At 61.7% G+C, this 15938-nt stretch carries 13 protein-coding genes; 12 read left to right on the top strand and 1 reads right to left on the bottom strand.

The features are described from left to right. Positions 1–27: 27 nt before the first annotated feature. From EC915_RS20285 to madM, 11 genes are all read left to right on the top strand, one after another. The gene (locus EC915_RS20285; protein ID WP_133752298.1) at positions 28–6018 is read left to right on the top strand and encodes an Hpt domain-containing protein; all 5991 of its coding nucleotides are present in this window, start codon (positions 28–30) and stop codon (positions 6016–6018) included. Then, the gene (locus tag EC915_RS20280; protein ID WP_133752297.1) at positions 6011–6502 is read left to right on the top strand and encodes a chemotaxis protein CheW; all 492 of its coding nucleotides are present in this window, start codon (positions 6011–6013) and stop codon (positions 6500–6502) included. The genes EC915_RS20285 and EC915_RS20280 overlap by 8 nt, the downstream gene beginning before the upstream one ends. 115 nt (positions 6503–6617) lie before the next feature. Beyond that, complete coding sequence (mdcA, locus tag EC915_RS20275) at positions 6618–8291, top strand: malonate decarboxylase subunit alpha (RefSeq protein WP_133752296.1); 1674 nt, start codon at positions 6618–6620, stop codon at positions 8289–8291. Next, positions 8291–9181 (top strand): triphosphoribosyl-dephospho-CoA synthase, encoded by an 891-nt coding sequence (locus EC915_RS20270; protein ID WP_133752295.1) that lies wholly within the window; start codon positions 8291–8293, stop codon positions 9179–9181. The genes mdcA and EC915_RS20270 overlap by 1 nt, the downstream gene beginning before the upstream one ends. A 1-nt stretch (position 9182) precedes the next feature. Then, complete coding sequence (locus EC915_RS20265) at positions 9183–9482, top strand: malonate decarboxylase subunit delta (RefSeq protein WP_133752294.1); 300 nt, start codon at positions 9183–9185, stop codon at positions 9480–9482. Further along, entirely contained in the window at positions 9475–10326 is an 852-nt protein-coding gene (locus EC915_RS20260) for a biotin-independent malonate decarboxylase subunit beta (RefSeq protein WP_133752293.1), read from the top strand. The genes EC915_RS20265 and EC915_RS20260 overlap by 8 nt, the downstream gene beginning before the upstream one ends. Positions 10327–10340: 14 nt before the next feature. Further along, entirely contained in the window at positions 10341–11159 is an 819-nt protein-coding gene (mdcE, locus tag EC915_RS20255; protein ID WP_133752397.1) for a biotin-independent malonate decarboxylase subunit gamma, read from the top strand. Next, positions 11153–11791 carry a malonate decarboxylase holo-ACP synthase gene (locus EC915_RS20250; protein ID WP_372237934.1) on the top strand — a complete coding sequence of 213 codons (639 nt, stop codon included), beginning with the start codon at positions 11153–11155 and terminating at the stop codon, positions 11789–11791. The genes mdcE and EC915_RS20250 overlap by 7 nt, the downstream gene beginning before the upstream one ends. After that, positions 11788–12723 (top strand): malonate decarboxylase subunit epsilon, encoded by a 936-nt coding sequence (gene mdcH / locus EC915_RS20245; RefSeq protein WP_133752291.1) that lies wholly within the window; start codon positions 11788–11790, stop codon positions 12721–12723. Before EC915_RS20250 ends, mdcH begins: the two co-directional genes overlap by 4 nt. 66 nt (positions 12724–12789) lie before the next feature. Further along, positions 12790–13224 (top strand): malonate transporter subunit MadL, encoded by a 435-nt coding sequence (gene madL, locus EC915_RS20240; RefSeq protein WP_133752290.1) that lies wholly within the window; start codon positions 12790–12792, stop codon positions 13222–13224. 1 nt (position 13225) lies between these two features. After that, complete coding sequence (gene madM / locus EC915_RS20235) at positions 13226–13990, top strand: malonate transporter subunit MadM (protein ID WP_133752289.1); 765 nt, start codon at positions 13226–13228, stop codon at positions 13988–13990. Positions 13991–14085: 95 nt separating this feature from the next. On the opposite strand, the gene EC915_RS20230 is transcribed toward madM, so the two are convergent. Continuing rightward, a complete protein-coding gene (locus EC915_RS20230; protein ID WP_133752288.1) occupies positions 14086–15006 on the bottom strand; it encodes a LysR substrate-binding domain-containing protein in 921 nt (306 codons plus the stop codon). Between the two features lie 167 nt (positions 15007–15173). On the opposite strand from EC915_RS20230, the gene EC915_RS20225 reads away from it, so the two are divergent. Then, positions 15174–15791 (top strand): hemolysin III family protein, encoded by a 618-nt coding sequence (locus EC915_RS20225; protein WP_133752287.1) that lies wholly within the window; start codon positions 15174–15176, stop codon positions 15789–15791. The last annotated feature ends 147 nt before the right edge of the window (positions 15792–15938 follow it).

Genomic DNA, 15938 nt, shown 5'->3' with positions numbered 1-15938 from the left:
CACCAGATTTGGGCAAGCGGAGTCACCATGCCTGACCGTCACGACTATGTGGCCCTGGAGTGGGTCAAGGGTGAGATAGCCGAAACCCTCAAGCATGCCCGCCAGTCGCTGGACGCCTTCGTCGCGTCTGCGCACGCGCCTGCTGCGCTGCAAACCTGCCTGGACCTCATCCATCAGGTGCATGGCAGCCTGCAGATGGTCGAGTTCTACGGCGCGGCGCTGTTCGCCGAAGAAATCGAACAGTTGGCGCTGGCCCTGCAGCAGGGGCGTGTGGCTCAGGAAACTGAAGCCATCCAGTTGCTGGAACAGGCGATGAGCCAGTTGCCGGTCTATCTGGACCGCGTGCATTCGGCACGGCGCGACCTGCCACTTGTGGTGCTGCCATTGCTCAACGACTTGCGCAGCGCTCGCGGTGAAAGCCTGCTTTCGGAAACCAGCCTGTTTTCACCCCAGCTGCTGTCGACTGCCGGACTCGACGAGCAGGCCCTGGCCCGGCGTGACAGCCCGGAATTACCCACGAAACTGCGCAAGCTGCGCCAGACCCTGCAAACCGCGCTGGTCGGCCTGTTGCGCGAGCAGGATGTTCAGACCCAGTTGGGTTATATGAGCAAGGTGTTCGCCCGTCTTGAGGCGCTGTGCAAGGACGCGCCGCTTGAGCCCTTATGGCGCATCGCTTCGGCGCTGGTCGAGACCATGGCCAGCGGCAATTTTACCAATAGCCCCGCGTTGCGCAGCTTGTTCAAGGATGCCGACAAGGAACTCAAGCGTTTGTTGGAGCAAGGCATCGCCGGGATCAATCAGCCAGCACCGGATGAGTTGCTCAAAAGCCTGCTGTTCTATATCGCCAAATCCGACAGTCAGGCCCAGAGGATGATCGAATTGAAAGATCAATATGGCTTGGCCGACGCCTTGCCGGAAAGCGCGCTGGTGGATGAAGAGCGCGCGCGCATGGCCGGCCCTGACCGCGACGCGATGCACTCGGTGATCATCGCGCTCTGTGACGAATTGGTACGGACCAAGGAGCGGCTCGATGTTTTCGTGCGCGGTGATCGCCAGCACATCAGCGAACTCAACGCTCTGTTGCCGCCACTTCGGCAGATCGCCGACACCTTGGCGGTCCTGGGCTTTGGCCAGCCGCGCAAGGTCATCATCGACCAGTTGGCCGTCGTTCAGGGCATGGCCCAGGGCCAACGCGAGCCCGCCGATGCCACGCTGATGGATGTCGCAGGTGCTTTGCTGTATGTCGAGGCGACACTGGCGGGCATGGCCGGCACCGTTGACCAGCGCAGTCCCGAAGAGAGCCGCCTGCCCACCACCGATCTGAGTCAGATTCATCAATTGGTGATCAAGGAAGCCCGGGTCGTACTGCAGCAGGCCAAGGATGTGATCGACGATTACATTGATGGCGAACTTGACCACCAACGCCTGGCGCCGGTCTCCGAGCAGTTGACACAGGTGCGCGGCGCGTTGGCGATGATCCCGCTGGCCCGCGCTTCCGGCTTGCTGGCGGCGTGCAACGAATACATCGCCGAACACTTGTTGCAGGGTGGGGAGCGCCCGGCGTGGTCGCAGCTGGACCATCTGGCCGACGTCCTTATCGGTATCGAATACTACCTGGAGCGCATGGCTGAAGACCCGGAGGCGCCGGGCGAGCATGTGCTCGATCTGGCTCAGGACAGCCTGGCCAGGCTCGGTTATGCCCCCGTTCCCGATACAGCGGACGTGCCGTTACTCGACGAGGTGATCAGCCCGGAAGAACTTGAGCAACTGCGCGAACAACAGGCCAGCGCCAGCCCTGGCCCAAGCATTGCCGAAGTTCTCGCCAGTCCGGTGTCCGCCGTCAACCCACCGGCGCGGCATGTGCCCGCCAGTCTGTTGCCGCCGCCCAAGGGCGAGCAGTCGGTGGACGATGAACTGCGAGACGTATTTCTTGAAGAAACCGACGAGGTGCTCGGAGCGCTGCTTGAGTACCTGCCGCGCTGGGTGGCCGATACCGCTAACCTTTCGGCGCTGGGTGAAATTCGCCGCGCCTTTCACACACTCAAAGGCAGCGGGCGCATGGTCCGGGCGCTGGTGCTCGGCGAACTGGCCTGGTCGGTTGAAAACCTTCTCAATCGTGTGCTGGAGGGCAGCGTCGAGCCGAATGCACAGGTTCATCAGCTGCTTGAAGATGTGCTGGCGCTGCTGCCGGAGGTCGTCCGTGATTTTGCCGAAGACGTTCAACGTCAGCGCGATGATGTGGATGTGTTGGCCGCTCGCGCCCATGCGCTAGCCCAAGGAGAGGACGATGAGCCCGCAGTACCCTTGCCGGCAGGCCGCGGCAAAGCTGAGCCTGAAGGCTTTGACCCGCAATTGCTGGAGATCTTTCGCCAGGAAGCGCAGACCCACCTGGACGTGCTTCATCACTACCTGGAAGCAGCGCAGCACGCCCTGTCGCCGTCATTCAACGATGAGTTGCTGCGAGCGCTGCACACCCTCAAGGGCAGCGCCTACATGGCCGGTGTGTTGCCGATGGCCGAGCTGGCAAGCCCGCTGGATCAGTTGGTGCGTGAGTTCAAGACCAACCTGATCGCCGTGGGTCAGCCTGAGATCGACCTGTTGCGATCAGCCGAACCGCTCTTTCATCAAGGCCTGGCGCAGCTCAATGTTGACCCGTTGATGTCGATCGAGGGCGCCGCACCGCTCATTGCCACCGCTCACGAGTTGCTGGACGAACGTATGGCCGCAGCCTTGAACGCCGACAACAATGGCCTGCGTATACGTCGCAACCCGCAGTTGATCGCCAACTTTCTGACCGACGGCATGGACATCCTGCTGGATGCCGAAAATCTGCTCAAACGCTGGCGAGAGCATCCGGGGGAGCGGCAGCCGCTCAATGCCCTGCTCGATGAACTAACCATGCTGGGCCACGGCGCGCACATGGCCGACCTGCCTCAGGTGGATGAGTTGTGTGAAGCGCTGCTTGATCTGTACGGCGCAGTGGAAGAAAGCAGCCTGGCGGTCAGTGAGCGGTTTTTCCATGAGGCCGCCAATGCCCACGAAGCGTTGATTAACATGCTCGATCAGATTGCCGCCGGGCAACAGGTCGAGCCGTGCCCGGAAGGCGTGCGGGCATTACGGGATTTGCTCGAACAAGCCCTGGACCCTGACGCCATGGGGGTGATCAAAAGCGATGGCGGCCTGGCGACCAGCGTCACAGAGCTGAGCCAGGCCACCGATAGCCTCGATGCTCAAGCGCAGCTTGCGAGGCAGCCTGCGCGAGACGCTATCGATCAGGAAATCGTCGATATCTTCCTCGAAGAGGCCGTCGATATCCTCGACAGTGCAGGCCATGCCTTGCAACGCTGGCTGGCTGAACCGGAAGACCTGCTGCCGTTGTCGTCGCTGCAACGTGATCTGCATACGCTCAAGGGCGGCGCACGGATGGCCGAAATCGGTCCGGTGGGGGATCTGGGGCATGAGCTTGAGTCGCTGTATGAAGGTTTGATCGACCGACGCTGCAGTTACACGCCGGCACTGGTCGACTTGCTGACCCGCAGCCACGATCATCTGGCGGCGATGCTGGAGCAGTTGCATGACCGCCTAGAGCTGACATCCCCTGCAGCGCTGATCGAATCGATTCGCGACTTCCGCCAGTCGAGCAGCAACCTTGGCGCTAGCGATGGCGAGCCGCGCAGCGTTGGATCGATGATCCAGCCGCTGGACGAGCGTGATCCTGAGTTGCTGGAGATTTTTCTCGAAGAAGCCGAAGACATCATTGAAAGTTCGAGTTCTGCCTTGGTGCGCTGGCAGGCCGATCCGCAAAGCAGCGTGGAAGTGGAAAACCTGTTGCGCGACCTGCATACCCTCAAGGGGGGTGCGCGCATGGTGGAAATCGCCCCCATCGGTGATCTGGCCCATGAGCTGGAGTCCTTGTACGAAGGGCTGGCGAGTGGAGGCCTGAAAAACAGTGCATTGCTCAATGGCCTGTTGCAGAGCGGTCACGACATGCTTGCCGACATGGTCGACGCCGTTCGTGGTTACGAGCCGTTGCCCAACCCGATGCTGCTGATCGAAAGCATCACGCATTACTCGTCAGCGGGCGAGGTTCAAGAGCGTGTCGACCAACCCGCGCCAGCGCCGACGCCAGCCGTTTTCGAACCCCCACCGGCGGCACCCGACGCCGACGTCGAGCGGGCGGGACCAGAAATGGTCAAGGTGCCTGCCGAGCAACTGGAGGACTTGGTCAACCTGGCCGGTGAAACCTCGATCTTCCGCGGTCGCATCGAGCAACAGGTCAGCGATGCTCAGGTCACCCTGATCGAAATGGAAACCACCATTGAACGCATGCGCGATCAGTTGCGGCGGCTGGACATCGAAACCCAGGGGCGCATTCTCAGTCGTGATCATCAGACCGAGCGGTTGGGCTATGAAGAGTTCGACCCGTTGGAAATGGACCGCCACTCCCAACTCCAGCAGCTGTCCCGGGCCTTGTTCGAGTCTGCGTCCGACCTGATGGACCTCAAGGAAACCCTCGACACCCGCGCCCATGACGCCGAAACGCTGCTGTTGCAGCAGGCACGGGTCAACACCGAGCTTCAGGAAAACCTGATGCGCACACGGATGGTCCCCTTCGAGCGTATGGTGCCGCGCCTGCGCAGGATCGTGCGGCAGGTGTCGGGCGAGCTGCACAAGAAGGTCAATTTTGACGTGCTCAATGCCGAGGGCGAAATGGACCGCAATGTGCTGGAGCGCATGGTCGCTCCACTGGAGCACATGCTGCGTAACGCCATCGATCATGGGCTGGAAAGCACGGAAAAACGCCTGGCGGCGGGCAAGCCGGAAGAGGGGTGCATTTCCCTGAGTCTTGCCCATGAAGGTGGCGACATCGTCATTGAAATGAGCGACGACGGTGCCGGTGTGGATTTCGAAGCAGTGCGACGCAAGGCAATCAAACGTGGATTGATCGCCTCTGATGCCCAATTGAGCGAGCACGATACGCTGCAGTTCATTCTGCAAGCCGGCTTTTCCACGGCGCAAACCATCACCCAGATTTCCGGACGCGGCGTGGGTATGGACGTCGTGCATGCAGAGGTCAAGCAACTGGGCGGTTCGATGGTCATCGACTCGAAATCGGGGCAAGGTGCGCGTTTTCGCATTCGCTTGCCGTTCTCGGTATCGGTGAACCGGGCGCTGATGGTGCAGTGCGGCGAAGAGCAATACGCGGTGCCGTTGAACAGCGTCGAAGGCATCGTGCGGGTCATGCCCAGCGAGCTGGAGGGTTGCTACCAGACCACCCCGCCACGTTACCAATATGGCGGGCGCACCTATGAACTGCGCTACCTGGGGGAACTGCTCAACAATGGTCAGCCGCCAAAACTGATCGGCCAGACCCAGCCGCTCCCGGTGCTGCTGGTTCATGTGCACGACCAATGGGTGGCGGTGCAGGTAGACGCGCTGGCAGGGGCGCGGGAAATCGTGGTGAAAAACCTCGGCCCGCAGTTCGCCGGGGTACAGGGGATTTCCGGGGCGACCATCCTGGGCGATGGCCGCGTGGTGCTGATTCTCGATCTGTTCGCCCACATTCGCCGTCTGCACACGCAACTGCTGGCTTTGCAGATATCCGGTCAGGCGCCGCAGCGCCATGTCGAGGCGGTACAGGCCCGAAGGTTGCTGGTGATGGTGGTGGACGATTCGGTCACCGTTCGCAAGGTGACCGGCCGCCTGCTCGAGCGCAACGGCATGAACGTGCTGACCGCCAAGGATGGGGTCGATGCCATGGCGTTGCTGCTTGAGCACACGCCGGATGTCATGTTGCTGGACATCGAAATGCCGCGCATGGACGGCTTTGAAGTCGCCAGCAGGGTGCGCGAAGACGCTGCGCTCAAGCACCTGCCGATCATCATGATCACGTCCCGTTCGGGCCAGAAACACCGCGACCGCGCCATGGCCGTTGGGGTAAACGAATACATGAGCAAGCCATACCAGGAAGCGGCCCTGCTGGCGAGCATCGCTCACTGGAGCCACGCGCATGGCTGATACCACTACCCAAACCTCGCGTCTGACTAGCCTGACCGGACTGCTTATTCCTCTGAGTGACCGGCATCTGCTGTTGCCCAACGTCGCCATCGCCGAATTGATCGACTATCAGGACAGCATCGCTGACCCCGCCGCGCCGCAGTGGTACCTGGGCCCGATCAACTGGCGCCACCGCAGCTTGCCGCTGCTTAGCTTCGAAGCCGCCTGCGGCAGCCGCGCGCTGGTGGGGGGGCGAGCGCGAATCGTCATTCTCAATGCCCTGGGCGGGCGACCCGGTCTGAAATTCATCGCCCTGCTGACCCAAGGCATTCCGCGCTCCTGCAAGCTCGACAGCCAGCTGAGCTACGTGGACGTACCGCTTGCCGAACTGGAACTGGCGGCGGTACAGGTGGGCGAGACCGTGGCACGCATCCCGGACCTGGTGATACTGGAGCAATGGCTGGTGGACGCGGGGTTGGTGCAGGTGGCGAGCCACGAGGGTTGAAGTGCGGGCGATGGCAATCATTACCCCAACCGTAACGATCCAACCTTTTGCTTGATTGATGCCCGCAACCCATAGCGCCTAATGTGGCCCACGACAGCGAACTCGTGGAGTCAGCATGACGACAACAACGAAACTTGACCCGCGCTGGTCGCGTCGTCGCAGCGAAAAGCAGCGACGGCTCGAGCAAGTGCGTTCCCTCGCCGATGGCGTGGTTCTGCCCACCGACAAGATTGTCGCGGCGCTGGAGGCGCTGATTGCGCCCGGCGACCGTGTGGTGCTTGAAGGCAACAACCAGAAGCAGGCCGATTTTCTTTCCCGCTCACTGGTCAAGGCCGATCCGGCCAAGCTGCACGACCTGCACATGATCATGCCCAGCGTCGGTCGCGCCGAACACCTGGATCTCTTCGAACGCGGCATCGCCCGCAAACTCGACTTCTCTTTTGCCGGCACGCAAAGTCTGCGCATCAGCCAGTTGCTCGAAGACGGCCTGCTGGAAGTGGGTGCGATTCATACCTATATCGAGCTGTATTCGCGCCTGCTGGTCGACCTGATTCCTAATGTCGTGCTGTCTGCAGGATTCATGGCCGACCGCGCGGGCAACATTTATACCGGCGCCAGCACCGAAGACACCCCAGCGCTGATCGAGCCAGCCGCGTTCAGCGACGGCATCGTCATCGTGCAGGTCAACCAACTGGTGGACGACGTCAGCGATCTGCCGCGAGTAGACATTCCGGCGTCCTGGGTCGATTTCGTGGTGGTGGCCGACAAGCCTTTCTACATCGAGCCGCTGTTCACCCGCGACCCGCGCCATATCAAGCCAGTCCACGTGTTGATGGCGATGATGGCGATTCGCGGGATCTACGAAAAACACAACGTTCAGTCGCTCAACCACGGCATCGGTTTCAACACCGCTGCGATTGAGTTGATCTTGCCGACCTACGGAGAATCCCTTGGGCTCAGGGGCAAGATTTGCCGTAACTGGACGCTCAACCCGCACCCGACATTGATTCCCGCCATCGAAAGCGGCTGGGTCGAGAGCGTGCACTGCTTCGGCACCGAACTGGGCATGGAGAATTACCTCGCGGCGCGCCCGGATGTGTTCTTCACCGGCCGCGATGGCTCGATGCGCTCCAACCGCATGATGTGCCAACTGGCCGGCCAATACGCGGTGGACCTGTTCATCGGCGCTACCTTGCAAGTGGACGGCGACGGCCATTCCTCGACGGTGACCCGCGGGCGGCTGGCCGGTTTCGGTGGCGCGCCGAACATGGGCCATGACCCACACGGCCGCCGTCACAGTACGCCTGCCTGGCTGGACATGCGCCAGCAGAACCCGGGCGCCGACGCCTACCTTGAACGCGGCAAAAAACTTGTCGTGCAGATGGTCGAGACATTCCAGGAGGGCGGCAAACCCACGTTCGTCGAAACCCTTGATGCCGTCGACGTGGCCAGGAAAAGCGGCATGCCGCTGGCGCCGATCATGATCTACGGTGACGACGTGACCCACTTGCTAACCGAAGAAGGCATCGCCTATCTGTACAAGGCGCGCAGTCTGGAAGAGCGTCAGGCAATGATCGCCGCCGTGGCAGGCGTGACGGTTATTGGCCTGCGCCACAACCCCAAAGACACTGCGCGCATGCGCCGCGAAGGATTGATTGCGCTGCCTGAGGATCTGGGCATCCGCCGCACCGACGCCAGCCGCGAACTGCTCGCCGCTAAAAGCATCGCCGAGTTGGTGGAGTGGTCCGGTGGTTTGTACAACCCGCCTGCGAAATTCAGGAGTTGGTAATGCTCGCACTTAACGTAGCGTTCACGGATACGCCACGCGGGCTGCCCCTCGCAGAGCGCTTGGCCGATCTGGCGGTGGATGCACTGATCGATGAAGCCGATCTGTCGCCCAAGCCCGCGCTGGTCGACCGCCGCAGCAGTGGTGCGCACAAGGATTTGCACTTGGGCCTGATGCACGCGTCAGCGCTGTCGCTCTGGCCCGCGTTCAGGGAAATGGCTGAAGTCGCCATTCAGATCGGCGAGATAGGCCAGCCTTTGCGAGAAGCGATTGGCCGCATTGGTCGTGAGGGCGAAGCGGCAATGATGCGCACCACCGATGGCGTGAACACCCATCGCGGCGCGATCTGGGCGCTTGGCTTGCTGGTCACGGCGGCTGCGCTGGACCCTTCGGATCTGACGCCGGCCGGGCTGGGGCTGCGTGCCGGGTGCCTCGCGCTGATCGAGGACCGTAACCAAGTCTCGAACACGCAGAGCCACGGCGCTGAAGTCGCTCGCCAATACGGGGCAATGGGCGCACGGGAGCAGGCGCAAATGGGCTTCCCTGCGGTGATTCAAACCGGCCTGCCACAGCTCAAGCGCAGCCGTGCGGCTCGTCACGGCGAGCAAAACGCCCGGCTCGACGCGCTGCTGGCAATCATGACCGAGCTCTCGGACACCTGCGTGTTGTATCGCGCTGGCGAACAAGGTTTGCTCGCTATGCAGCAAGGTGCACAGCGCGTGCTGGATGTTGGCGGCAGCGCGTCCCTCAGCGGTCGTCGTGCGCTGCATGATCTGGATCAGCAACTGCTTGGCCTGAATGCCTCCCCCGGTGGCGCTGCTGATCTGCTTGCCGCTTGCCTGTTTATCGATTGCCTTGAGCCTGCGCTCGGCGATCAAGCGAGGACTCTCTGAAATGGAAACCCTGTCTTTTGAATTTCCAGCGGGCCAGCCGCCTCTGCGCCGCGCGCTGGTGGGGTGCGTCGGCTCCGGCGACCTCGAAGTGCTGCTCGAACCCGGTTTGCCGGGCACATTGACCATTCAGGTGCTGACCTCGGTCAACGGCAGTTCGGCGCGCTGGCAGCATCTGTTCGAGCGCATGTTCGACGGGCAAACGCCGCCTGCGCTGAGCATCGACATCCACGACTTCGGCGCGACGCCCGGTGTCGTGCGTCTGCGTCTGGAGCAAGGCTTCGAGGAGATCGGCCATGACTGACAGCGCTCGCCTTCTGAAACAACACAGCTTCGTCGAGCTGGGCGCCCGTCAGCGTGCCCGTGCCTTGCTTGATGAGGGCAGCTTTCGTGAACTGATCGACCCGTTTATGCGCATCACATCGCCCTGGCTGGCCAAACAAGGCGTGGTGCCGCAAGCCGATGACGGTGTAATCGTTGCCAAAGGCGCTATTGGCGGTCATCCGGTGGTGATCTGCGCCATTGAAGGGGTCTTTCAGGGCGGCAGCATGGGCGAGGTCGGCGGCGCAAAAATGGCCGGAGCGTTGGAACTGGCCGCCGAAGACAACCGCCAAGGCATCCCGACCGCTGCCGTGCTGCTACTGGAAACCGGTGGTGTGCGCTTGCAGGAGGCCAATCTGGGTCTTGCTGCTATTGCTGAAATTCACGCGGCCATTGTCGATCTGCGTCGCTATCAGCCCGTCATCGGGGTGGTGGCGGGCAGTGTCGGTTGCTTTGGTGGCATGTCCATCGCTGCCGGGCTGTGCAGTTATCTGGTGGTGACTCGAGAGGCGCGTCTGGGGTTGAACGGCCCGCAAGTGATCGAGCAGGAAGCCGGAATCCAGGAATATGACTCACGCGACCGGCCCTTCATCTGGAGCCTGACCGGGGGTGAGCAGCGTTTTGCCAGCGGGCTGGTAGACGCCTATGTCGCCGACGACGTCGCGGCTATTCAGCAAGAGGTACAAGGCCTGTTGCACACAGGTAGGCCCCAGCAGGAGCGCAGCAGCCAGTACGCATTGTTTCTACAACGGCTCTCTGACCTGGACACCTCTACCCAGATCGATCCCGCCGCTGTGCGCAGCCTGTATCAAGGAGAACAGCCGTGAGCGAGCAAAAAACAGTGAGCGAAGACGCAGAAAGCAGTTACTCCACCCGAGGTCTGAACTGGTTCAAGGCGCTGAGCGCGGGCGCCGTCGAGGTGGGCGGACTGCCCGCTTCGGTGAAAGCTGCCGACGGCCAATTGGGTGATCAGCCTGCACGTTTTCTGGCTGTGGTCGCCGATCCTGCCAATCGCTTTCCTCGCGCACAAAAGGGTGAAGTCGGCCTGCTGGAAGGCTGGGGGCTGGCGAAAGCCGTCGACGCGGCCATTGAACTGGACCACCACAATCTGCAGAAACGCGCGCTGATCGCGATCATCGATGTGCCGAGCCAGGCATACGGCCGCCGCGAAGAGGCGTTGGGCATTCATCAGGCGCTGGCGGGCGCTGTAGACGCCTATGCTCGCGCGCGTCTGGCCGGGCATGCAGTGATTGGGCTGCTGGTGGGCAAGGCGATGTCAGGGGCATTTCTCGCTCACGGATACCAAGCCAATCGGCTGATTGCCTTGCGTGATCCGGGCGTGATGGTTCACGCCATGGGCAAGGCGTCGGCTGCGCGGGTCACATTACGCAGTGTCGAAGAGCTGGAAAAGCTCGCCGCCAGCATTCCGCCCATGGCGTATGACATCGACAGTTATGCCGGGCTGGGGTTGCTCTGGGAAACGCTCTCGGTGAGCCAGATCGAACAGCCCTCCGACGCTGACATCGCCGCCGTCCAGCAATGCCTGGTCGCAGCGATCAAGGATGTTCAGGGCAGCGACAATGGCTTGGGCTCGCGGCTGGGCGCGGCCAATCGCAGTGCCTCATCCAAGGTGCGTGAACTGCTGCGGGCGCAGTGGTAATGCGCGTCAACCTGCCCGTACAGCCCCACGATTTGTTGTGGGGCATGCCCATGGCGACTGTGCCTGCCGATGCTCCGGCGTGGGTGTTTGAGGTGATAACGCTTGGGCATCCGGTGGTGGTCCGTCGCGCGCAGGTCGCGCAGGGCTGGGTGGCCGTTGGTGTGCGGGGTCATTCGCGTGATCAGCGTTTTGCGACGCTGATGAGCGGCGCCGATATCGCATGGCGGGTACAGCCTGAGCAGCTGGTCGACGCGGTGGATAACGTCGTAGCGGACTGGCCGGCCTTGCAAGCGCTGCGGCAGATTCGTTCTCTGATGAACGCGCTGGGTTTGCCTTGGGGCGTAGCGGGCGGTGCCGGATTCGAGCTGGCGACCGGCATTCAGGTGCTGCATCAGGACAGTGATCTGGATTTGATCCTGCGCACTGACGATTTCTTCAGCCGCGAACAATCGGCTGGACTGGTCGAAGCGCTGGATAACGCGCTCTGGCGCATTGACCTGCAGCTGCAAACCCCGGCAGGCGCCGTGGCATTGCGTGAGTGGGCAGGGGCAGCGCGTAAGGTATTGCTCAAGGCTGACGACGGCGCCCGGTTGGTGGACAACCCCTGGCAGCTTCAGGAGCACGCGGCATGAGCAGCTTCTGGGTATTTCCGGGCCAGGGCGCGCAGCAGCCGGGCATGCTGCACGCACTGCCGAGCGACGCCCTGATTAGCCAATGCCTGCGCGAAGCCAGCGATGCGTTGAATGAAAACGTTCTGGATCTGGACACCCCTGACGCGTTGCAATCGACCCGTGCGGTGCAACTGTGCCTGTTGATCGCCGGAGTTGCCTGTTCTCGCGTGTTGATGGCTCAGGGCTGTACCCCGGACTACGTCGCGGGCCTGTCGATTGGTGCGTACCCGGCCGCGGTGGTCGCCGGTGCGCTGAGCTTCGTTGATGCGGTGCGGCTGGTGGCGCTGCGCGGCGAACTGATGCAGCACGCTTATCCAAAAGGCTATGGCATGACGGCATTGATCGGCTTGGACCAACGCACCGTTGAAGCGCTTGTCCAGCGAATCCATCGCGAGCACACCCCGGTCTATCTGGCCAACATCAATGCCGAGAACCAGTTCGTCATCGCCGGTAGCGATCAGGCGATGGCCGAAGTGGCGTCATTGGCGAAAGAGCAGGGTGCCGCTGCTGCGAAACGCCTCGCGGTCAGCGTGCCTTCCCATTGCGAGCTGTTGAGCGAACCTGCGCACGTGCTGGCCGAGGCCTTCGCCAATGTCAGGGTCCAGGCGCCGAATCTGAAATACCTGAGCGGCAGCACCGCGCGGCCGGTCATCACGCCCGACAAACTGCGCGACGACCTGGCGTTCAACATGTGCCGGGTCGTCGACTGGCGCAGCACCGTGCAGACCGCTTACGAGCGCGGGGTACGTCTGCAAATCGAATTGCCGCCTGGCACCGTGCTCACGGGACTGGCGCGACGCGTCTTTGAACAAGGATCCGCCATTGCCTTTCAGGGCGCCCGGCTGGATACCCTGAGCGCGCTGTCGCAAGAGGAGGAACATCGCCACTCATAGACCGGTTGCTGCTTTCGAAGAACACAAAAACAACAACTTCGACGATGCAAATTGAGGATAAGAACAATGGTTATCTATGGCGTTGCGTTACTGGCTATCTGCACCCTCGCGGGGGTGATTCTCGGTGATCTGCTCGGTGTGCTGCTGGGCGTCAAATCCAACGTGGGCGGTGTCGGGATCGCGATGATTCTGCTGATCTGCGCCCGTCTCTACATGCAAAAACGCGGTGGCATGAGCGAAGGCTACGAAATGGGCGTCGGCTTCTGGGGCGCCATGTACATTCCGGTGGTCGTGGCCATGGCCGCCCAGCAAAACGTCGTCACAGCCTTGAAAGGCGGCCCGATTGCCGTCATCGCCGCCATCGGTTCGGTGGTGATCTGTGGCTGCACGATTGCTGTCATCAGCCGCACCAACAAGGGCGAGCCACTGCCCAGAGAAGACGAGCTCGTCGCTCAAGCCCCGGTGATCCCGCCGACTGTTACGCCAGCCGGAGGCCGCTGATATGTGGGAGCTCATTCAGAAAGACCTGGTCAGTCAGGGTCTGGTCACTGCCTTCGCAGTCGTGGGCGTGGTGATGTGGATTTCCGTGGTGCTGTCCAGGCGCCTGACGTTCGGTCGCATTCATGGTTCGGCCATCGCTATCGTGATCGGTCTGGTGCTGGCGTGGGTCGGCGGCACCCTGACGGGCGGGCAGAAGGGGCTGGCAGACCTGGCGCTGTTTTCCGGTATCGGCTTGATGGGCGGCGCAATGCTGCGCGATTTTGCCATTGTCGCCACCGCGTTCGAGGTGCAGGCCACCGAAGCGAAAAAAGCCGGTTTGATTGGCGCGATCTCACTGTTTCTCGGCACGGCGCTGCCGTTTATCGTCGGCTCATGCGTGGCCTATGCGTTCGGTTATCGCGATGCGGTAAGTATTACCACCATTGGCGCGGGCGCAGTGACGTACATCGTCGGGCCGGTGACGGGGGCTGCATTGGGGGCCAGCTCGGACGTGATGGCGCTGTCGATAGCGACAGGGTTGATCAAGGCGATTCTGGTGATGGTCGGCACACCGATGGCCGCGCGCTGGATGGGGCTGGACAACCCGCGCTCGGCGATGGTGTTCGGTGGACTGGCCGGCACGGTGAGTGGCGTGACGGCCGGGCTTGCCGCGACAGATCGACGTCTGGTGCCGTATGGCGCGCTGACTGCGACCTTTCACACCGGGCTAGGCTGCCTGCTCGGTCCTTCGCTGCTGTATTTCATCGTGCGGGGGATTTTGGAATAAGAACCCTGGCTTGCGACCTATCTAAAAATAGATGCGCGTGCTGCATTCGCTCCTGCAGGTCGAACCGCGCATGGCACATGGGGCAGGGAGGCTGCCTAACCCTGCTCCAACTGATTCGAATACATCCGGCATTCCGCCAACAGCGCCAGCAGATTCGGGTCGCGCTCGCGGGCTTTGAGAAACACCAGCCCGATGTGCTGCAGCATGCGATACCGCGTCTGCAGCGGGACCAGGCGCACGCGGTTTTCGTACACGGCTGCGATCCTGCCGGGCAGCAGTGCATAGCCCACCCCGGAACTGACCATGCTCAGCAGCGTGAAGATGTCATTGACCTGCATCGCCACCTTCGGCTCGAACCCGGCTTGCTGAAACACCCGCGCACCGTCGCGGTGAGTGGCAAAGCCTTGGGTCAGGGTGATGAACGTCGCCTCGCGCAGATCGCTCAGGTCCACCTCGGCCTGTTGCGCAAAGGGCGAGTCGACAGGACAGGCGAGGAAGATATCGTCGGAGAACAGCGGCAACTGCTCGCAATCCGGGTCGTTGACGCTCTCGTTGAGAGAGACCAGGATCGCGTCAACTTCCATGTTCTTCAGCTTGTAGAACAGGTCGATGTTCGAGCCCAGAATCAAATCGATATTCAGCTCGCTGCGGCGGATCTTCAGCCCCATGATCAGCTGCGGCACGGTCTTGACCGTCAGCGAGTACAACGCGCCAAGCTTGAACCGCGCGGCAGAAAACCCGGCAGCGGCACGGGTCTGCTCAACGGTACTCAAGACGTCCTGCACCAGTTTCTGTGCTCTTTCTTCCAGCACATAGGCACCTTCCAGCGGCGTCAGGTTGCGCCCTTCATGCTTGAACAGCGGGCAGCGCAGCGCGTTTTCCAGTGAATGAATCGCTCGATGAACGCTGACGGTGCTGGTCTGCAATTCCGCCGCCGCGCGCGCCAGATTGCCGGTGCGCATGAACGCTAGAAAGATCTCCAGCTTCTTGAGGGTCAGTTCGTCGTCGATCTGCATCGTGTGGTTTCCGCAGCTCATTCTTGTTCTTCGAACGGCCGATTGTGCCGAACTCGAAGGTGGCTGGCTGCATTAAATGCTCATTAACCCTGACACATGCATTGCGCTTTTGGGTCATAAGCGGGAGCCTTGTCCACTGTCGTGCAACTGAGAGAGGTTTATTGCGGATGTACTACGGAGAAAAATTCAACGCCTGGACTCACCTCGTGGGTGCGGTGCTGGCGTGCATCGGTGCCGTGTGGCTGCTGGTGATCGCCAGCCTGGCCGGTGATGTGTGGAAAATCGTCAGCGTGGCGGTGTATGGCGTGGCGCTGGTGGTGCTGTACAGCGCCTCGACGGTGTACCACAGCGTGCGCGGTCGGGCGAAGGTCATCATGCAGAAGGTTGATCACTTTTCGATCTATCTGCTGATTGCAGGCAGTTACACGCCATTTTGTCTGGTCACCCTGCGCGGGCCCTGGGGCTGGGCCTTGTTCGGGATCGTCTGGGGGTTGGCGCTGATCGGGATCCTGCAGGAGATCAAACCGCGTTCAGAAGCGCGGGTGATGTCCATCGTGATCTACGCCGTCATGGGCTGGATCGTACTGGTGGCGGTCAAGCCGCTGGTGGCTGCGTTGGGCACTGCCGGGTTTACCTGGCTGGCGCTGGGAGGGGTTTTCTACACGGTGGGGATTATTTTCTTTGCCTATGACAAACGCTTTCGGCACTGGCACGGCATCTGGCATCTGTTCGTGATTGCCGGGAGTCTGCTGCATTTCGTGGCAATCACTCGTTACGTTCTTTGAACGTTCGGGCGCGCTGTCGTAGCCCGTCGCGAAACCGGTGGGAGCGAATTCATTCGCCAGAGGCCGGTACATTCAACACACTTCTGTGAGCTGAACGACCGCATCGCGAATGAATTCGCCTTCACAGGATGGGTTGCGCCGCCATGA

Source organism: Pseudomonas sp. LP_7_YM, assembly GCF_004364435.1.
In the GTDB taxonomy this organism is placed as follows: domain Bacteria; phylum Pseudomonadota; class Gammaproteobacteria; order Pseudomonadales; family Pseudomonadaceae; genus Aquipseudomonas.
This window is presented reverse-complemented; position numbering and strand designations above follow the sequence as displayed.